Here is a 20,341-nt window from a genome sequence, read left to right on the forward strand (position 1 = left end):
ACGGCCGCCGACACGGCCGCCGACACGGCCGCCGACACGGCCGCCGACACGGCCGCCGACACGGCCGCCGACACGGCCGCCGACACGGCCGCCGACACGGCCGCCGACGCGACCGCCAACCACGGCGCCGACCTGCCCGAGCGCGCCCGCACCGCCGTACGACAGGTCCTCGACACCGTGCAGGACTGGCTCGCCGACGACCGGCTCGCCGAAAGCCGGCTCGTCGTCACCACCCGGGGAGCCGTCGCCGCAGGCCCCGAGGACGTCACCGACCTGGCCCACGCCGGAGTCTGGGGCCTCCTCAGGTCCGCGCAGACCGAGAACCCCGGCCGGATCGTCCTCGTCGACCTCGACCTCGACCTTGACCCCGACCCCGTCGCCACCGGCGGCGACCACGCGGCCGCCGAGGACCGGCTCCTCGACATCGCCGTCGCGAGCGGCGAGGAGCAGATCGCCGTACGCGGCGGCGCCCTCACCGTCCCCCGTCTGACCCGCACCGCCCCGGCCGCCGAGAACCAGACCCCCCACTGGGACCGGGGCACCGTCCTGATCACCGGCGCGACCGGCGCCCTCGGAGCCGTCCTCGCCCGGCACCTCGTCACGGAACACGGAGCCCGCCGGCTGCTGCTGCTCAGCCGCCGCGGCCCCGGCGCCCCCGGCGCCACCGAACTCCGTACCGAACTGGAGGCGCTCGGCGCCCACGCGGAGACCGTCGCCTGCGACGTGACCGACCGCGGCTCCCTGGCCGGGGTGCTCGCCGCCATCCCCGACGAGCACCCGCTGACCGCCGTCGTCCACACCGCCGGCGTCCTCGACGACGGCGTCGCCGCCCAGCTCACCCCCGACCAGCTGGACAAGGTCCTGCGCCCCAAGATCGACGCCGCCTGGCACCTGCACGAGCTCACGCGGGACCTCGACCTCACGGCCTTCGTCCTCTACTCCTCCGTGGCCGGCCTCATCGGCACCGCCGGCCAGGCCAACTACGCGGCCGGCAACACCTTCCTCGACGCCCTCGCCGCCCACCGCCGCGCCCACGGCCTCCCCGGCCTCTCCCTCGCCTGGGGCCTGTGGGCCCAGGCGAGCACCATCTCGGGCGCCCTCGACGAGGCCGACCTGCGCCGCCTGGCCCGCATCGGCCTGCGTCCCCTGGCCTCCCACGACGCGATGGCCCTCTTCGACGCGGCCCCCGCCACCGGCGAGAGCGTCCTCGCCGTCACCCGCCTCGACACGACGGTCCTGCGCAACAGGGGCGACGAACTGCCGCCCGTCCTGCGCGCCCTCGCAGGCCCGGCCAAGCGCCGCGCCACCACCGCCGCGAGCGGCGCGGCCACCGAGGAGGCCCCGCTCGCCCAGCGGCTCACCCCCCTCAGCCCCGCCGAACGGGAACGCGCCCTCACCGATCTCGTACGCGCTCAGGTCGCCGGCGTACTCGGCCACGGCGACCCCGGCCGCATCGAGGCCGACCGGGCCTTCCAGGAGCTCGGCTTCGACTCGCTCACCGCCGTCGAACTGCGCAACCAGCTGGGCCGGGCGACCGGACTGCGCCTGCCGACCACCCTCGTCTTCGACCACCCGTCGCCGCAGGCGCTCGCCACCCACCTCCTCGGCGAACTGGGGGTGGAGGAGGCCTCGCCCGCCGCGACGGTCCTCGCCCCCCTCGCGGGTCTGGAGGCGGCCATCGCCGCCACACCCGGCCGGGAGGCGCTCGACCTGATCACCGTACGGCTCAAGGAACTACTCAAGGCGGCCGAAGGCGCCGGCGACCTCGGGCGCCTGGAGGACACCGAGGACGACCAGGACCTCGAAACGGCGAGCGACGAGGAGCTCTTCGCGCTCCTCGACGAGCTCGAATGACCCACCTGGCACGCGCCGCCCACGGCGCGCACACGGCAATCGGACACACCACTACCGGGGAGCTGAATTCACGTGGCTGACGAGGTACAACTCCGCGAATACCTCAAGAGGGCCATCGCCGACGCCCGAGACGCGCGCAAGCGTCTGCGCGAGGTCGAGGACAAGGAACAGGAGCCGATCGCCATCATCGCCATGGCCTGCAGGTACCCGGGAGGCGTCGCCTCGCCCGCGGACCTGTGGGAGCTGGTGGCCGACGGAGTCGACGCCGTCTCCTACTTCCCCACCGACCGCGGCTGGGACCTGGAGCGCCTCTACGACCCCGACCCGGAGAAGACCGGCACCTCCTATTCGCGCGAGGGCGGCTTCCTCTACGACGCCGACCTCTTCGATCCCGAACTGTTCGGGATGTCCCCGCGCGAGGCCCTGGCGGCCGACCCGCAGCAGCGCCTCCTCCTGGAGACCGCCTGGGAGACCTTCGAGAGCGCCGGCATCGACCCGGCCTCGCTCAAGGGCACCCGGACCGGCGTGTTCGCCGGCGTCATGTACAACGACTACGGCTCGCGCTCCCACCTCCCGTCCGAGGGCTTCGAGGGCTACCTCTTCAGCGGCAGCGCGGGCTCCATCGCCTCGGGCCGCGTCGCCTACACGTACGGCCTGGAAGGCCCGGCCGTCACCATCGACACCGCCTGCTCCTCCTCCCTGGTCGCCCTCCACCTCGCGGCCAACGCCCTGCGGCGCGGAGAGTGCGACCTCGCGCTCGCCGGCGGCGTCACCGTGATGTCGACACCGGTCGCCTTCGTGGAGTTCTCCCGGCTGCGCGGGCTCGCCGCCGACGGCCGGAGCAAGTCCTTCTCCGCCGACGCGGACGGTACGGGCTGGGCCGAGGGCGCGGGTCTGCTCCTCGTGGAGAAGCTGTCCGACGCGCGCCGCAACGGCCACCAGGTCCTGGCCGTCATGCGCGGCTCGGCCGTCAACCAGGACGGCGCTTCCAACGGCCTGACCGCCCCCAACGGTCCGGCGCAGGAGCGCGTCATCCGTCAGGCGCTGGCCGCCGCGGGCCTGACGACCGCCGACGTGGACGTGGTGGAGGCGCACGGTACGGGGACGCGCCTCGGCGACCCGATCGAGGCGCAGGCCCTGCTCGCCACCTACGGTCAGGGCCGCCCGGAGGGCCGCCCGCTCTACCTCGGCTCCCTCAAGTCGAACATCGGCCACGCCCAGGCCGCCGCCGGCGTCGGCGGCGTCATCAAGATGATCCAGGCCATGGAACACGGCGTGCTCCCCCGCACCCTGCACAGCGAACAGCCGACCACCCACGTCGACTGGGACACGGGCGCCATCTCCCTGCTCAACGAGGCCAGGCCCTGGCCCGAGACCGGAACCCCGCGCCGCGCGGCCGTCTCCTCGTTCGGCTTCGGCGGGACGAACGCGCACGTGATCATCGAGGAGCCGCCGGCGGCCAAGCAGACCACGGAGGAGACCGACGACGACACCGCCGAGGAGAGCCTGGCCGCGGCGGCCCTTCCCGTCGTGCCGTGGACCGTCTCCGGCAAGACGGCCGACGCGCTCCGCGACCAGGCGCGGCGGCTGTACGCCCGCCTCACGGTGGACCTCGGCGTGTCCCCGTTGGACGTCGGCTTCTCGCTGGCGACGGGTCGTGCGTCGCTCGACCACCGTGCGGTGGTGACGGGCCGGGACCGTGGCGAGCTTCTCGCGGGGGTCCGGGCGCTGGCCGAAGGCGGTACGGCTCCGGGGCTGGTGCGTGGCGAACGTGTCGGTGGCCGGGTCGGTTTCCTCTTCACCGGTCAGGGTGCGCAGCGGGTGGGGATGGCGCAGGAGCTGTACGCGTCCTTCCCCGTATTCGCTGCGGCTTTCGATGAAGTCTCAGGTCTCCTGGACGCGGGTCTCGGTGGTTCTGTTCGTGAGGTGATCGTTTCGGGTGTGGGTCTGGATGAGACGGGGTGGACCCAGCCGGCGCTTTTCGCGGTTGAGGTCGCTCTGTTCCGTCTGGTGGAGTCGTGGGGGGTGAAGCCCGATTTCGTCGCGGGTCATTCGATCGGTGAGATTGCCGCCGCGTATGTGGCGGGGGTGTTTTCCCTCGAGGACGCGGTGCGTTTGGTGGTGGCGCGTGCGGGGTTGATGCAGGCGTTGCCGTCGGGTGGCGCGATGGTGGCCGTGCAGGCGGCGGAGGACGAGGTCCTCCCGCTGCTGGACGCCCGGGTGGCGATCGCGGCGGTCAACGGTCCCCGGTCGGTCGTCGTCTCCGGTGAGGAGACCGCGGTCCTTGCCGTAGCGGGGAAGCTTGAGGAACTGGGCCGTAAGACGCGCCGATTGACGGTAAGTCACGCCTTCCATTCACCGCTGATGGATCCGATGCTGGACGAGTTCAAGGCCGTCGCCTCCGAACTCACCTACGCGGCTCCCCGTATCGCCGTGGTCTCCACGGTGACGGGAAAGATGGCTACCGGCACGGATCTGCGGTCGGCCGAGTACTGGGCGGACCAGGTCCGCGGCACCGTCCGTTTCGCGGACGCGGTGGAGTCTTTGGCCGCGGAGGGCGTGACCTCGTACCTGGAGATCGGTCCGGACGGGATCTTGTCGGCTCTGGCCGAGGGAGCCGTTCCGGCGCTTCGCCGGGGCCGGGACGAGGTCGCGACGCTGCTGTCCGCGGTCGGGACCCTGTTCACGCGGGGTGTCCCCGTCGACTGGCCGGCGTTGTACGCGGGCACGGGCGCCCGTCAGGTGCCCTTGCCGACGTACGCCTTCCAGCGCCGGCGCTACTGGCTCGAATCCCGGCCCGCCCCGGACACCTTCGGCAACGGTGCCCCCACCACCGGCCACCCGGTCCTGGGCTCACCCATCACCGTGGCCGGCTTCAACCAGATCCTGTTCACCAGCCGTCTCTCCCTCAAGAGCCACCCGTGGCTCGCCGACCACGTGGTGCTCGGCTCGCCCGTCCTTCCCACGTCGGCCCTGGTCGAACTCGCCATCCACGCGGGCGACCTGATCGGCCACCCGGCGCTCGACGAGCTGAACCTCCAGGTGCCGCTGGTCCTCCCGGAAGAGGGCAACATCCAGCTCCAGGTCAGGGCCGGCACCCCCGACGACACCGGACGGCACTGCCTGTGCCTGTACTCCCGCCCTGATGACTTCGACGCGCCGTGGACCATGCACGCCGAAGGCTGGTACCTGACCGAGGAGCCCGAGGTCGCGGCGTCCCTCACCTGGGACGACAGTGCGACGGGCCGGACCGTCGAGATCCACCTCCCCGACGGCCTCCAGGCCGACGCCGGCCGCTACGGGCTGCACCCGGTCCTGCTGCAAGCGGCCCTGCCCGTCCGCCCGGACAACCCGGCCGCCGGTACGGTCCCGGTCCCCGCCGACTGGTACGGAGTACGGCTCCACGCCACTGGAGCGACCGCCGTCAAGGCGCGGGTCACCGAGATCGACGAGGACTCCTTCTCGCTCCAGATGGCCGACGCGGCCGGAGACCTGGTCGTCTCGGTGGAGTCCATCGTCTTCCGCGACATCCCCAACGAGCAGTTCAGGTCCGCCGTGGGCGGCGACAGCACGGGACGCGAATCGCTCTTCCACGTCGACTGGACGCCCGCCACGCCGCAGCAGCCCGCCGAACCGCTCGCGTGGGCCGTCCTGGACCCGGACCACACCGGCGAGAACGGGTACCCGAACCCGGGGGCCGTGGCCGATGCCCTCGCCGCCGGCACCCGGATCGACGCCGTCATGCTGCCGTGGACCCCCGCGAAACCCGGCGCCGACCAGACCGCCGCCACGCACACGGCCACGCGCAAGGCCCTTTCCCTGGTGCGGGAGTGGCTGGCGGACGAGCGCCTGGAGGAGACCCGGCTCGTGGTGGTGACCTCGGGTGCGGTGGCCACCGAGGACGGGGAGGACGTCACCGACCTGGCCGGCGCCGCCGTCTGGGGCCTGCTCCGCTCCGCCCAGTCGGAAGCCCCCGACCGGATCGTCCTCATTGACACGGACACGGACACGGCGGCGCCCGACACCGATACCGACACCGACACCGACACCCACACCGGTACGCGGGCGCTGTCCGCCCTCGTCGCCGCCGGCGAACCGCAGGCCGCCCTGCGCGGCGGCAACGCGCTCCTGCCCCGCCTGCGGCGCGTCCACGTCACCGACGCACCCGCCGGCCGGGCCCCCGCCTGGGACCGGGGCACCGTCCTGGTCACCGGCGGCACCGGCGCCCTCGGCGCCGTCCTCGCCCGGCACCTCGTCGCCGAGCACGGCGCCTCCCGGCTCCTGCTGCTCTCCCGTACCGGGGAACAGGCCGACGGCGTGGCGGAGCTCCTGGACGACCTGCGGGGCATCGGCGCCCACGTCACCGTCGCCGCCTGCGACGCCGGCGACCGCGACGCGCTGGCCCAGGTGCTCGCGGGAATCCCCGAGGAGCACCCGCTGACCGCCGTCGTGCACACCGCAGGCGTACTCGACAACGGGCTGATCCCCGCCCTCACCGACGACAGGCTCGCCGGCGTGCTGCGGCCCAAGGCGGACGCGGCCTGGCACCTGCACGAGCTGACCCGGGACCTGGATCTGGAGGCGTTCGTGATGTTCTCCTCCACCGTGGGCGTCCTCGGAGGCCCCGGCCAGGCCAACTACGCGGCGGCCAACGCCTTCCTGGACGCGCTCGCCGCGCACCGGAGCGCCCAGGGCCTCCCGGCGACCTCCATCGCCTGGGGCCTGTGGCAGGCGGGCGGCATCAACGCCCACCTGGCCGAGAGCGACCTCAACCGCTTCGCCCGCGACGGCTTCCGGCCGATCGCCCGGGTCGAGGGCCTCTCCCTGTTCGACCGGTCCACCGCCGACGTCCGGGCCGCGCTCGTCGCGACCCCGGTGGGTGTGTCCGCCGTACGGGCCCAACCGCGGATCCCCGCGCTCCTGAGCGAGCTCGCGGCCGTGCCGGGCCGCCGCGTCGCCCGGTCCGGACCCGCCGATCACGCCGCCGACCCGGCGGCCGACCTCGCCGCACGCCTGGCCGGGCTGAGCGAGGTGGAGCAGGAGCAACTGCTCCTGACGCTCGTACGCACCGACGTGGCCGCCGTACTCGGCCGCACCGACGCCCAGTCCATCGCCCCGGGACGTGCCTTCCAGGACCTGGGCTTCGACTCCCTCACCGCGGTCGACCTGCGCAACCGGATCGCCGCCGCCACCGGGGCCAAGCTCCCCGCCACCCTCGTGTTCGACCACCCCACCCCGGCGGCCCTCGTCACGTACCTGCGAGAACGCCTCCTCCCGAAGGCGCCGGACGCCCGCCAGGAGCTGTTCGACGAACTGGACCAGGTGGAACGGAAGCTGGCCGCCGTCTCCGAGAACGGCCAGGACCGGTCCGCCGTCTCCGCCCGCCTGCGGGCACTGCTGTCCCGCATCGAGGGGACCGACGAAACGGCCGAGGAGCGCGCCGCCAGCGCGTCCGACGCCATCGAGTTGGCCTCGGTCGACGAGCTCCTCAGCCTCATCGACAACGAACTCGGCAGCTCCACCGCCTAGACGCCCGGTCCGCCCCGGTGGCGGACGGAGCCCAGAGCCGGTCCGGTGGAGCCCCCGCCGGACCGGCCCCTGCCACTCAGCCTTCGCCCGAGGAGAGCACGAACCCGATGTCCAACCCGTCGAACGAAGAGAAGCTGGTCGAGTACCTGAAGCGGGTCACGGTCGACCTGCAGAAGGCGAACCGGAAGATAGCCTCGCTCGAGGCCGCCGAGTCCGAGCCGATCGCCGTCGTCGGCATGGCCTGCCGGTTCCCCGGCGGAGTGGCCTCCCCCGACGACCTGTGGCAGCTGGTCGACTCCGGCACCGACGCCATCACCGACTTCCCCACCGACCGCGGCTGGGACCTGGAGCGCCTCTACGACCCCGACCCGGGGCGCCCCGGCACCTCGTACACCCGCCAGGCGGGATTCCTGCACGACGCGGGCCTCTTCGACGCGGGCTTCTTCGGGATCTCGCCCCGCGAGGCCCTCGCCATGGACCCGCAGCAGCGCCTCCTCCTGGAGACCTCCTGGGAGGCGCTCGAGCAGGCGGGGATCGACCCCGACACCCTGCGCGGCAGCCGCACCGGCGTCTTCGCGGGCATCATCGAGCAGAGCTACCTGGGACTGGAAGGGCCCGAGGAGTTCGAGGGCTACCTGCTCACCAGCAAGCTCAGCAGCGTCGCCTCCGGCCGGATCGCCTACAGCCTCGGCCTGGAAGGCCCGGCCGTCTCCGTCGACACCGCCTGCTCCTCCTCCCTGGTGGCCCTCCACCTCGCGGTCCAGTCGCTGCGCTCCGGCGAGTCCGACCTCGCACTCGCCGGCGGCGTCACGGTGACCGCGACCCCCGGCGGGTTCGTCGACTTCTCCCGGCAGAGCGGCCTGGCCCCCGACGGCCGCATCAAGTCCTTCTCCGCCGACGCCGACGGCACCTCGTGGTCGGAGGGCGTCGGCATGCTCCTCGTCGAGAAGCTCTCCGACGCGCGCCGCAACGGCCACCAGGTCCTCGCCGTCATCCGCGGCACCGCCGTCAACCAGGACGGCGCCTCCAACGGCCTGACCGCCCCCAACGGTCCGGCGCAGGAACGGGTCATCCGTCAGGCCCTCGCCGCCGCCGGCCTGACCACCGCCGACGTGGACGCCGTCGAGGCGCACGGCACCGGCACCCGGCTCGGCGACCCGATCGAGGCGCAGGCGATCCTCGCCACCTACGGCCAGGGCCGCCCGGAGGGCCGCCCGCTCTACCTCGGCTCCCTCAAGTCGAACATCGGGCACACCGTCGCCGCCGCCGGTGTCGGCGGCGTCATCAAGATGATCCAGGCCATGGAACACGGCGTGCTCCCCCGCACCCTGCACGTGGAGAGCCCCACGCCGATGGCCGACTGGGACTCGGGCGCGGTACGCCTGCTCACCGAAGCCCGCGCCTGGCCGGCCACCGAACGCGCCCGCCGCGCCGCCGTCTCCGCCTTCGGCGTCAGCGGGACGAACGCGCACGTGATCATCGAGGAGCCGCCGGCGGCCAAGGAGGCCGCGGACGAGACCGCCGAGAACGGCGTGGCGCCGGCAGCGCTTCCCGTCGTGCCCTGGCTGCTGTCGGGCAAGACGGAGGAAGCCCTACGGGAGCAGGCCCGCCGCCTGCACGACCACGTCGGCGAGGCAGCCGACGGGGCAGCCGACGCGGCAACCGACGGTGCAACCCCTTCCCCGTTGGACGTCGGCTTCTCGCTGGCGACGGGTCGTGCGTCGCTCGACCACCGTGCGGTGGTGACGGGCCGGGACCGTGGCGAGCTCCTCGCGGGGGTCCGGGCGCTGGCCGAAGGCGGTACGGCTCCGGGTCTGGTGCGTGGTGAGCGTACGGGTGGCCGGGTGGGCTTTCTGTTCACTGGTCAGGGTGCGCAGCGGGTGGGGATGGCGCAGGAGCTGTATGCGTATTTCCCGGTGTTCGCTGCGGCTTTCGATGAGGTGTCGGGGCTTTTTGATGAGGGCCTTGGCGGTTCTGTCCGTGAGGTGATCGTTTCGGGTGTGGGTCTGGATGAGACGGGGTGGACCCAGCCGGCGCTTTTCGCGGTTGAGGTCGCTCTGTTTCGTCTGGTGGAGTCGTGGGGGGTGAAGCCCGATTTCGTCGCGGGTCATTCGATCGGTGAGATTGCCGCCGCCCACGTGGCGGGGGTGTTTTCCCTCGAGGATGCGGTGCGTTTGGTGGTGGCGCGTGCGGGGTTGATGCAGGCGTTGCCGTCGGGTGGCGCGATGGTGGCCGTGCAGGCGGCGGAGGACGAGGTCCTTCCGCTGCTGGATGCCCGGGTGGCGATCGCGGCCGTGAACGGTCCCCGGTCGGTCGTCGTCTCCGGTGAAGAGACCGCGGTCCTTGCCGTAGCGGGAAAGCTTGAGGAACTGGGCCGCAAAACCCGCCGGTTGACGGTAAGTCACGCCTTCCATTCACCGCTGATGGATCCGATGCTGGACGAGTTCAAGGCCGTCGCCTCGGAACTGACCTACGCGGCTCCCCGTATCGCCGTGGTCTCCACGGTGACGGGAAAGATGGCTACCGGCACGGATCTGCGGTCGGCCGAGTACTGGGCGGACCAGGTCCGCGGCACCGTCCGCTTCGCGGACGCCGTGAGCACCCTCGCCGCCCAGGGCGTCACCACCACCCTGGAGCTCGGCCCCGACAGCACCCTCTCCGCCCTCGCGGCCGAGCTCCTCCCCTCCACCGTCGCCCTGATGCGCCGCGACCGCCCCGAAGCCGACACTGCCGTCACCGCGCTCGGCCGACTCCACCAGCTCGGCGTCCCCGTCGACTGGGAGGGCTTCTTCTCCGGCACCGGTGCCCGCCGGGTCCCCCTGCCCACGTACGCCTTCCAGCACCAGCGCTACTGGGTCGAGTCGACGGCCGCCACCGCCGACGCCGCCGGGCTCGGCATGCGGCCGACCGGCCACCCCCTCCTCGGCGCCGCCGTCGTCCTCGCGGGCGCCGAGCAGGCCGTGTTCACCAGCACGTTCTCCCCCCGCGCCCACCCGTGGCTCGCCGACCACACCGTCTCCGGTTCCGTGGTGCTGCCGGCCGCGGCGCTCGTGGAGCTCGTGATCCGGGCCGGCGACGAATTCGGGGCGACCGTCCTCGACGAACTCGCCCTGGACACCCCGCTCGTCCTCTCCGAGGGCGGCACCCACCAGCTCCAGGTCGGTGTCGGGGCTCCCGACGCCACCGGTCGCCGTCCGGTCACCGTGCACGGCCGCCCCGATGACCCCGACGCGCCGTGGACCGCGCACGCCCACGGCACGCTCGGCGTCACCGCCGAAGGCCCCGCGTTCGAGCCGGTCGCGTGGCCGCCCGCCGACGCCGAGGAGATCGCCCTCGAAGAGCTGTACGCCGGACTCGCCGACGCGGGCCTCGCGTACGGCCCGGCGTACCAGGGCCTCACGGCCGCCTGGCGCCGCGACGACGAGCTCTTCGCCGAGGTCGCGCTGCCCGAGCGCGCAGCCGGAGCCAAGGCTTTCGCCCTGCACCCCGCGCTCCTCGACGCGGCGCTGCGGCCCCTGCTGCCCACCGTGCAGGACGGAACTCCGTACGCCGCCCACTGGCGCGGCGTACGGCTCTACGCGACCGGTGCCACCTCGCTCCGGGTCCGCATCGCCCGGCAGGGCCCCGGTAGCGCGCGCGTCGAACTCGCCGACCCGGCCGGGCAGCCCGTCGCCCTCGTCGCCGGGACGGCGGTGCGCGGTCTCGACGACGGTGAGTTCGCGACGGCCGTCGACCGGCACGACGACGCCCTGTTCCACCTGGGCTGGACGCCCCTGAGCGTGGAGGCGGGGGAGACCCGCCCGGCCACGCTCGGCGACGGCGGCGACTTCACGAGCCCCGACCAGGTGGCAGCCGCCATCGCCGAGGGCCGGTCCGTTCCGCTCGTCGTGCTCCGTGCCCGGCCGCAGCCGACGGGCTCGCTGCCCGGTTCGGTCCACGCCGCGGCGGAGAAGGCCCTTTCCCTGGTGCGGGAGTGGCTGGCGGACGAGCGCCTGGAGGAGACCCGGCTCGTGGTGGTGACCTCGGGTGCGGTGGCCACCGAGGACGGGGAGGACGTCACCGACCTGGCCGGCGCCGCCGTCTGGGGCCTGCTCCGCTCCGCCCAGTCGGAAGCCCCCGGCCGCATCGTCCTCATCGACACCGCCCCCGGCCGCGCATCCGGCCTCGCCCCCGACACCGCCCCCGCCCCCGACCTCGCGAGCGACGCACTGATCGCGGGCCTCGCCGCCTCCGGCGAACCGCAGGCCGCCCTGCGCGCCGGACAGGCGTACGTCCCCCGCCTCGCCCGGGCCGTCGCGCCCGCTCCCGGCGCCACCGCGGCCTGGAACCCCGACGGCACGGTCCTGATCACCGGCGGCACCGGCAGTCTCGGCGCCCTCTTCGCCCGCCACCTCGTGACCGTGCACGGAGTGCGCCACCTCCTGCTCACCAGCCGCAGCGGCCCCGCCGCCCCCGGCGCCGCGGAACTGTCGGCCGAACTCACCGCCCTCGGCGCCCGGGTCACCATCGCCGCCTGCGACACGGCCGACCCCGTCGCCCTCGCGGATCTCCTCGACACGATCCCCGCCGACCTCGCGCTCACCGGCGTCGTGCACGCCGCCGGCGTCCTGGACGACGGCCTCATCAGCACCCTCACCCCCGAGCGGCTGCACGCCGTACTGCGGCCCAAGGCCGACGCCGCCTGGAACCTGCACCGGCTCACCCAGTACAAGGAGCTCACCGCCTTCGTCCTCTTCTCCTCCATCGCGGCGGTCGTCGGCGGCCCCGGCCAGTCCAACTACGCCGCCGCCAACCAGTTCCTGGACGCCCTCGCCCAGCACCGGCACGCGCACGGCCTGCCCGCCACCTCGGTGGCCTGGGGGCTCTGGGAGCAGTCCGGCGGCATGAGCGGCCACCTCAGCGAGACCGACCTCGGCCGGATCGCCCGGAGCGGCTTCCGCCCCGTCCCCCAGAGCCAGGGGCCCGCCCTGCTCGACCGGGCGATGGCCCTCGGCCGTTCCACCGTCGTCGCGACCCCGCTGGACATCGCCGTCCTGCGCGAACAGCCCGGTCGCATCCCGGTGGTGCTCACCGGGCTCGCCCCCGCCCCCGCCCGACGGGCCGCCGCCGAAGAGGACGCGGCCACGGCCGGCTCGCTGGCCGACCTGGTCGCCGGGCTCGACGGGCCCGAGCGGGAACAGGCCGTCCTGGACGCGGCGCTCGTGGTGATCGCGGCCGTTCTCGGCCACGCCGACACCTCCGGCATCCAGGCCGGACAACCGCTGACCAAGCTGGGCTTCGACTCGCTGACCTCCGTCGAGCTCCGCAACCGGCTGAGCGCCCTGGCCGGCACCAAGCTGCCCGCGACGCTCGTCTTCGACCACCCCACCCCCGCCGCCCTCGCGGCCTTCGTCTCCGGGCAGCTCCCCGGCGGGCCCGCTCCGGACGCCGTCCCGGCCCTCCCCGCCGTGGACTTCGCCGCCGAGGTGCGCCTCGCCGAAGACATCCGCCCGGCAGCCCCGGCCGCGGCGCCGGCCGGGGAACCGCGGGTGATCCTGCTGACCGGAGCCACCGGCTTCCTCGGCGCCTTCCTGCTGCGCGACCTGATGCGGACGACCACGGCGACGATCCACTGCCTCGTACGCGGCGCCGACCAGGACGAGGCCCTGGACCGGCTGCGGACCAACATGGAGTGGTACCGGCTGTGGGACGAGGTCGACGAGAGCCGGCTGTCCCTCGTCCTCGGCGACCTGGCCGAGGAGCGGCTCGGTCTCACGGAGGAGCGCTTCGACGCCCTGGCACGGACCGTGGACGCCGTCTACCACAACGGCGCCCGGGTCCACTGGCTGCATCCGTACACCACGCTGCGCGACGCCAACGTCCGCGGCACCGAGGAGGTGCTGCGCCTGGCGGCCCGTCACCGCACCGTGCCCGTCCACTACGTGTCCACCGTCGGGGTCTTCGACGGCGTACGGGAGGAGGGCGTCCCGCTCAAGGTGACCGACCCGACCGGCCCCGCCGAGGCCCTGCCCAGCGGCTACCTCCAGAGCAAGTGGGTCGCCGAGCAGCTCATCGGCATCGCCCGCGAGCGGGGACTGCCCGTCTCCGTCTACCGGGTCGACGTGATCTCCGGCGACACACGCAGCGGCGCCTGCCAGACCCGCGACTTCGTCTGGCTCAGCCTCAAGGGCATCCTCCAGTCCGCGGCGGTGCCCATCGGCACCGGCGGCCGGTTCCACCTGCTGCCGGTCGACTACGTCAGCGCCGCCATCACCACCCTCGCCCGGCAACGGGGCACCGCCGGCCGCACGTTCCACCTGTTCAACCAGAGTTCCCTCAGCCTCGCCCAGTGCGTGGAGTACCTGCGGGAGCACGGGTACGCGCTGGACGAGCAGGACTGGCACGGCTGGAGCGAGAAGGTCGGTGCGAGCGGCGACAACGCGCTCCGTCCACTGCTCCACGCCTTCGAGATGATGACCTCCGACACCGACGGCTTCTACCCGCCGATCGACACCTCCGAGACCCTCGCGGCCCTCGCGGGGACCGGCGTCGACTGCCCGCCCCTCACCGCCGAACTCTTCGCCCGGTACGTCGAGTTCTTCGTGGAAGTGGGCCACTTCCCGCCCGCGCCGGGCCGAGTGCCGGCGCACGTGTGACCCGGAGGTCCGGGCCGGGTTCCAACGGCGTGATCAGGCCCGGACCTCCGACTTGAGACATCCTTTACCTTTCTTGACCAAACGTGGCAGCATCGGCGCCATGGTGGATGTGTATAAGGGTGGGTTACTTGAGGACAAGGTCGTCCTGATCACGGGGGCGAGCAGTGGCATAGGGGCGGCGGCCGCGTTCGTCTTCGCCAGGGAAGGCGCGTCGGTGGTCCTGGCCGCGCGCCGGGAGGAGCGGCTGACCGCCCTCACGGCGGAGCTGAACGGCAAGGGGTTCCGGGCCTCGTCGGTGGTCTGCGACGTGACGCGCGCCGAGGATGTACGGCGGGCGGTCGCGCATGCGACGGAACGTTTCGGAGGGTTCGACGGAGCCTTCAACAACGCGGGCATCGGCGGGGACCAGACCCCCCTCCACGAGATGGAGGACGAGGTCTACGACAGCATCTTCGACACCAACGTGCGGGGGCTGTGGAACTGCCTGCGCGCCGAGATCGGCGCGATGCTCGCCGACGGCGGCGGCGCCATCGTCAACAACAGCAGCGTGGGCGGCCTGGTAGCGATCTCCGCCGCGGCCCCCTACGTGGCGTCCAAGCACGCGGTGGCCGGCCTCACCCGCGCCGCCGCCGACGAGTACGCGCGGCTGGGCATCCGCGTGAACGCGGTGGCACCCGGTCCGACCCGCAGCGAGATCACGCTCGGCTGGTTCGCACGCAACCCCGGTCTGGAGGAGACGATCGAGGCGGCCACCTCCCAGAAGCGCACCGCCGCACCCGAGGAGGTGGCCGAGGCTGCGGCCTGGCTGCTCAGCGACAGGTCCTCGTACGTCACCGGTGTCGTCATGCCTGTGGACGGCGGCTACCTCAACCACTGAGCGCGGCCGGGGGGTGCGGAACAGGGGCCGGTGCCTGCCCACGGACCGCACGCCGGCTTCGCTACCGTGCGCAGTCCATGGAGACGGAGAAGGCGCGCTCGCCGTTCTGCACCCCGGTGATCTCGACGTGCATGATGCCCTCCTCCAGACCCGGGACGACGATCGCGTCGATCCAGCACGGGGAGTCGAACTCGACGTAGCGGTTGAAGGTGCTCATCACACGGATGGGGTGGCAGTCCGGTGCGGTGACCGCGTGCGCGGCCTGGTAGGCGGCCTCGATCAGCACCAGGCCGGGCACGTGGTCGACCCGGTGGTCGTACAACGCGGGGTTGGACACGTCCGTGCGCAGCTGCCAGCGATTCGGGCGGTCGCTCGGAGCGAGGACGACCTCGCGCTCGTGGCTGCGCCCGACCGTGTGCGCGGGTACCGGAGCGGGCGAGGTCACCTCTTCCCATGCGACCTCGGTGTGCTCGCCGCGCAGCCGGCGGTAGGCGGCCGAGGCGATCCAGCTGTAGTCGAGCCGTCCCTCCGCGACCAGCCGTCCCTCGGACAGGATCGACTGCTCGATGCGCAGGGAGCGCGGCTTATTGCGTTTGACCGTCACCAAAATGAACAGGTGGTCCGGTTTGTTATGTGGATCGTAAAAATCGCTGGAGACGCTGAAGTCCATCAGCTCCATGAGCGTCTGGTGCGACAGCGGGACCTCTAACTCGGAGTGCCCTATGAGCAGCGCACCCTGGCGGATCGTCTGGCTGAGCAGCAGTGGGACGGCGCCGCCGTAGACCCCGGCCTCCGGCCAGTGCGCGGTCACGGCATAACGGTCCGACCCCAGTGAGGACCACTTCGTGAGCAGGACTGCCTCGGCGTCGTGCAGATGCACGTACTCCTGGGGGACGTTCCGGACGGACGCACCAATCGGAAGGATGGCATTCGTGTGCCGTCTGCGATCGGAGAGCAGGGCTTTGGGCATGATCCCCCCTGGGTCAAGCCTAGATTGAGGAAGGCGCCGGGTTCCGGCACGAGATAAGATACCGGCTAAGCGGTCCTTTTCAAGGATCAGTTTTAGAACGCAAGTACTGAGAGGTGGCCTGTGGCGCAGCAGGAACGTGCGATCCGTACCCGGCGGTACATCCTGGAGGCCGCTGCCGAGATGTTCGACGAGCGCGGCTACGAGTCGACGACCATCGCCGAGATCCTGGAGCGGGCGGATGTGACCAAGGGAGCCCTGTACTTCCACTTCCCCTCCAAGGGGGATCTGGCGCGAGCCGTACTCGCCGCCGCCGTGACCACTGACGGTGTCCGCCCGCAGGAGCTCAAGCTCCAGGAGATGGTCGACACCCTGCTGCTGCTGGCCTATCGGCTGCCTCGTGAGCCGATGCTCAGCGCGGCCCTGCGGATTGCGGTCGACCCCCAGTCCCGCTTGCAGTTCGGCACCGCCTGGCCGGACTGGGCCGGCCTGCTCGCCGGATTCCTCAGGGACGCCAAGGGCCGGGGAGAGGTCCTTCCTCATGTCAACGAGGCGGACACCGCCCGCATGATCGTGAGTACCTGGACCGGCGTCCGGGTGGTGACCGAGGGGCTTCCCGGCAGGTACGACCTGGCCGACGAGGTCGCTCTGCTCCTCGAGCTCCTCCTGCCCGCGATCGCGACCCCCACCGTCCTGGCCCGCTTGGAGATCTCGGCCGCCAGGGCCGCCCACCTCCACGACGACCTTCCGGCCTGGCGTGCCGAGTCCACGGTCGTCGGCGTCGGCTGAGCCCCTCCCCGGGCCGATCCGTGTTCACCCCGTGCGAGCCGACTCCCACAGGGGCACCACCACGCGCCCGCCCGGGACGAGGGCGGGCGCCGCCGGGACCCGGGCCGGGCTGAGCACGCTCTCGTGCAGCCACTGGATGTCGGGCGAGGGCTCGAGTCCCAGCTCCTCCCGCAGGATGTGCCGGACCTTCCGATAGGCGTCCAGTGCCTCGGCGCGGCGTCCCGCCTGGTGCAGGGCGGCGATCAACTGCCCGTGGAACCACTCGTTGAGCGGGTAGTTGTGCACGAGCGTGCGCAGCTCGGGGACGAGCTCGCGCAGCCGTCCGAGCATCTGCATGGCCTCGATCCGCAGCTCCAGCGCCCTGATCCGCAGTTCCTCCAGATGAACGATCCGGCCGGCGAGAACATCGCCCGTCGGCACGTTGGAGAGCACCGGACCGCGCCACAGGTCGAGGGACATGCCGAAGGCGTCGGCCGCGTCTTCGTACCGGCCCGCCCGGAGCTCGTCCTTCCCCCGGCCGACCAGCCGTTCGAAGACCCTGATGTCGATCGCCGAGTCGTCGACCTGCATGGTGTACCCGCCGAACCGCGTGGTCAGCGAAGAGTGCTCGGCGTCCGCACGGGCGTCCTCCGTGAGCAGCCTGCGCGCGTGGTGCACGTAGGTCTGCACCGTGTTCAGCGCCGAGCGCGGCGGACTGTGCTGCCACAGTTCTTGGATGAAGGTGTCCGGCGTCACGAGATCGTTGGCATGGGTGAGGAGCACGGCCAGGACCTGGGAAACCTTGGGGGTTCCCACCGGACGGATCTCACCGTTGTCGGCGATGATCTGAAACGGTCCAATGAGGTTGAATCGCATGACGCACTCTCCTTCAAGGCGAACGTCTCGGGTGGTGCGGGAGCAGGTGGCTCGGCTGCCCCGCGGCGTGAAGGGGAAGGCGGGGCGGCCGGCCGACGGCCCGCCGGTGCGGACGGATCAGCCGGCCCTGAGCAGCCGCGGCCCCGTGGCCGTTCGGGGTGGCGCGTCAGACCCGAGGGTCGCCCGTATACAGGCGAGATGGGCCACCGAGGCCAGCGTGATGTGACGGTGCCAGCCCTGGAAGGACCGGCCGGCGAAGTCCCGTAACCCCACCCGCGCGGCCACCAGGCCGTCGTCGCGGTCCACGACCTCGGCGAGCCCGGTCAGCCGCAACACGTCGGCATGACGCATCCGGCCGTCCGCCAGCCACAACCGGGCCGCGGCCAGGTCGGATGCGGGCCACTGGGCCACCAGGAGTCGATGCCCGCCCGCCTCGCGGCCACCGTCCACCGACTCCGGCAGCGTGACCGGAATGGCCATCGACAGGTTCCGGCCGCCCGCCGAGAGCCGGGTGTGCGGCCGCCAGAGCCGGCGCATCGCGCTGACGAGCCATGACGCGGTGACGGGCAGACCGCTGTGGCCGGGCAGCACCAAGGGGTCCACCCGCAGCCGGATGCGCTGCTCGACGCGCTGGACCAACGGGATCCCGGCCCGCTCGAAGCGCCGTCCCATGCGCAGCGGATCGAGTCCCGGCGCGTCGAGCACCACCGGAAGGGGAGTCCTGGAGAGGGCGCGCGAGGCGCGCAGAGCGACGTCGCCCGCGTTCTCCTCCGGGCTCAGCGCCCGGACCGCCGGGATGCGGCCGTGGTCCTCCAACCACTCGTCCGACAGGGCGAGCTGCCAGTTCACCGGCACGCCCGCGGCCGGTGAGGCCAGCCAGGCGCCGAAGGACTGCTGCCCGGTGACGGTCCGTCCGAGCTGCGGCACGAAGTGCTCCGCCACGCCGACCGAGTGCCTGCCCGCCTTGGGCACGACCGTGGGGCGCACCACCCAGCCCCGGGGGCGGAGGAGTTCGTGCGCATGGCGGGCAAGGTCGCGGCGCACGGGTTCCCACTCCCAGGGGGACTCGCTGATGAAGTGGTGGACGCTCTGCTTGCGTGCCGCCGGCCCGCCCAACTGGTCCGCCACGTTGCGCAGGGTCTTGCGCCCGCGCGCGGTCAGCAGCCCGGTCACGTACTCGGCGGCCTTCAGCCGCAGGTCGTTCCTCGGCAGGGACTCGAACAGGTCGAGCGGCACCTCGGCGCGTGCCTCGTGGATCGTCGGACCGATCGAGGGCGAGTACATGTCCATGACTCCCTGCGCACCGTGGCTCTTGATTCCGGTCGTGGCGGGCCGAAGACAAAGCCCTGCCGAGCGAGAAGCCGCACGGCGAGCCACCCTCAAATGAAACCACATGCGCGGTTTGTTGTGCCACCGGGCGTATCCACGACGCACCAGGCCGTAGTCAGCCGGCCCGGCGCGGGTGACAAGACATCAGATCGGCGCGTTTCCCCTGCTCACACGCCTCACATGAGGGGCGCGAGCAGCAGACACCGACCACAAAACCCCACTCCGGTTACACCGTGCACACCGTGTACGGTGTAACCAATTTCGCCGACCGGAGGCCCTGATTTCTGCCGAGAAGCCCGACCGGTCCGCGTCCCGGCAGCGCCGGGACCGCGAACGTGACGAAGCGCGGACGGAGATCCTGAAGGCCGCCCGCGAGCTGGCCCGCACCGAGGGCTGGGACGCCGTGAGCATGCGCCGCCTGGCCGACCGGATCGGCTACTCCGCCAACTACGCCTATCGCTACTTCAAGAGCCGTGACGACATCCTGCTGGCCTGCGTCACGCACGGTTTCGTCCGACTCGCCGGCCTCATGCGCTCCGCCGTCACCTCGGTCCAGGCGACGGCGGCGGCCCACTTGGACTTCGCGCTCGACGAGCCGGACCTCTACCGACTGATGTACGGCCTGAAGGACATCCAGGTGTCGGGCGCCGCGGTCGGAGCCGCGATCGCGGACGCCCTGGGAACCCCGGACCCCGAAGACGACCGCATCACCCGCATCTGGGCCACCGTGCACGGCCTGGCCGCCCTCCACGCCATCCGCGAACCCCCAGCAGACCGCCCCCACCTGCACCGGCTCCTGAAGGCAAGCATCGACGACCTGCTCCGCACCCCCCACGGACCGACCGCACCATCACCCTGACCGCCGCCGCCCACAGCGGCCCGCGTCACTCCTTCGGACGTGGTGGATGACGGCCGTGGCTAGAGACGACCGCCTCCACGCCTTCGCCGACTCGATGGTCCCGGCCCCGACGCCACAGGCCCCGCAGCCCCGCGAGGCCCATCCCCGGCAGCCCCCAAACAACCTTTCTCGCCGGATCCTCCGACCGAGATCCAGGGGAGCCCCACCTCTCCTCCCGGCCGTCCGCACAGACTTCTCGGGGGGTAGCCGGGCCGGCCGCCGCGGTGCGCCGCCGTACCCTGCTCGAACACGTCCTTCGGGGCGTCGGGGAAGACCCGTAGCGATCAACACCTGGAGGGGCTGATGGATGTGAAGAGCGTGTGGCCGGAGCTGGTGGGGAAGCCGGCGGAGGAGGCTCGGGAGCGGATCCGTGCGGAGTTTCCGGAGACCGTGGTCCATGTGGTGCCTGAGGGCAGCATGGTGACGATGGACTTCAACGAGCAGCGGGTGAGGCTCTTCGTGAAGGACGGCAAGGTGGCCCGGGAACCCCGGCGTGGGTAGCCTCTGTGGGTCCACAGTCGGTTTTTAGAGGTACGCAGGACGTTCAGAGCGTCCGCGGTGGCCGCGCACCGCGGCGGAGGGGCCAGCGTGCCGTTCCCGTTGCCGGA

Annotated in this window: 9 protein-coding genes and 1 pseudogene; 7 read left to right on the top strand and 3 right to left on the bottom strand. The window is 72.4% G+C overall.

Going from position 1 to position 20,341, the window contains the following annotated elements:
- The 4 genes and pseudogenes from ACIQV3_RS37790 to ACIQV3_RS37805 form a co-directional block, all read left to right on the top strand.
- Window positions 1-1,854: type I polyketide synthase (locus ACIQV3_RS37790; protein WP_403721084.1), on the top strand; the 1,854-nt coding region annotated here is incomplete at its 5' end.
- A 90-nt stretch (window positions 1,855-1,944) separates the two neighbouring features.
- Window positions 1,945-7,383, top strand: a pseudogene (locus ACIQV3_RS37795) (SDR family NAD(P)-dependent oxidoreductase); the annotation flags it as partial.
- A 17-nt stretch (window positions 7,384-7,400) separates the two neighbouring features.
- Window positions 7,401-14,018 carry a type I polyketide synthase gene (locus ACIQV3_RS37800; RefSeq protein WP_403721087.1) on the top strand — a complete coding sequence of 2,206 codons (6,618 nt, stop codon included), beginning with the start codon at window positions 7,401-7,403 and terminating at the stop codon, window positions 14,016-14,018.
- Between the two features lie 100 nt (window positions 14,019-14,118).
- A complete protein-coding gene (locus ACIQV3_RS37805; protein ID WP_403721089.1) occupies window positions 14,119-14,895 on the top strand; it encodes an SDR family NAD(P)-dependent oxidoreductase in 777 nt (258 codons plus the stop codon).
- A gap of 61 nt (window positions 14,896-14,956) precedes the next feature.
- Here ACIQV3_RS37805 and ACIQV3_RS37810 read toward each other — a convergent pair whose 3' ends face one another.
- The gene (locus ACIQV3_RS37810; RefSeq protein ID WP_403721091.1) at window positions 14,957-15,865 is read right to left on the bottom strand and encodes a ScbA/BarX family gamma-butyrolactone biosynthesis protein; all 909 of its coding nucleotides are present in this window, start codon (window positions 15,863-15,865) and stop codon (window positions 14,957-14,959) included.
- A 120-nt stretch (window positions 15,866-15,985) separates the two neighbouring features.
- Between ACIQV3_RS37810 and ACIQV3_RS37815 the strand changes: the two genes are divergently transcribed.
- Entirely contained in the window at window positions 15,986-16,651 is a 666-nt protein-coding gene (locus ACIQV3_RS37815) for a ScbR family autoregulator-binding transcription factor (protein WP_403721092.1), read from the top strand.
- 24 nt (window positions 16,652-16,675) lie between these two features.
- Here ACIQV3_RS37815 and ACIQV3_RS37820 read toward each other — a convergent pair whose 3' ends face one another.
- Window positions 16,676-17,506: a BTAD domain-containing putative transcriptional regulator gene (locus tag ACIQV3_RS37820; protein ID WP_403721095.1), complete on the bottom strand. Its 831-nt coding sequence runs from the start codon at window positions 17,504-17,506 to the stop codon at window positions 16,676-16,678.
- A 117-nt stretch (window positions 17,507-17,623) separates the two neighbouring features.
- Entirely contained in the window at window positions 17,624-18,796 is a 1,173-nt protein-coding gene (locus tag ACIQV3_RS37825; protein ID WP_403721097.1) for an IS701 family transposase, read from the bottom strand.
- A gap of 397 nt (window positions 18,797-19,193) precedes the next feature.
- Between ACIQV3_RS37825 and ACIQV3_RS37830 the strand changes: the two genes are divergently transcribed.
- Together ACIQV3_RS37830 and ACIQV3_RS37835 are read left to right on the top strand one after the other, a co-directional pair.
- Window positions 19,194-19,694 (top strand): TetR/AcrR family transcriptional regulator, encoded by a 501-nt coding sequence (locus ACIQV3_RS37830; protein WP_403721132.1) that lies wholly within the window; start codon window positions 19,194-19,196, stop codon window positions 19,692-19,694.
- A 342-nt stretch (window positions 19,695-20,036) separates the two neighbouring features.
- Entirely contained in the window at window positions 20,037-20,234 is a 198-nt protein-coding gene (locus ACIQV3_RS37835) for a serine protease inhibitor (RefSeq protein ID WP_403721099.1), read from the top strand.
- Window positions 20,235-20,341: the final 107 nt, after the last annotated feature.

The organism is Streptomyces sp. NPDC099050, from assembly GCF_044759865.1.
Lineage (GTDB): Bacteria > Actinomycetota > Actinomycetes > Streptomycetales > Streptomycetaceae > Streptomyces.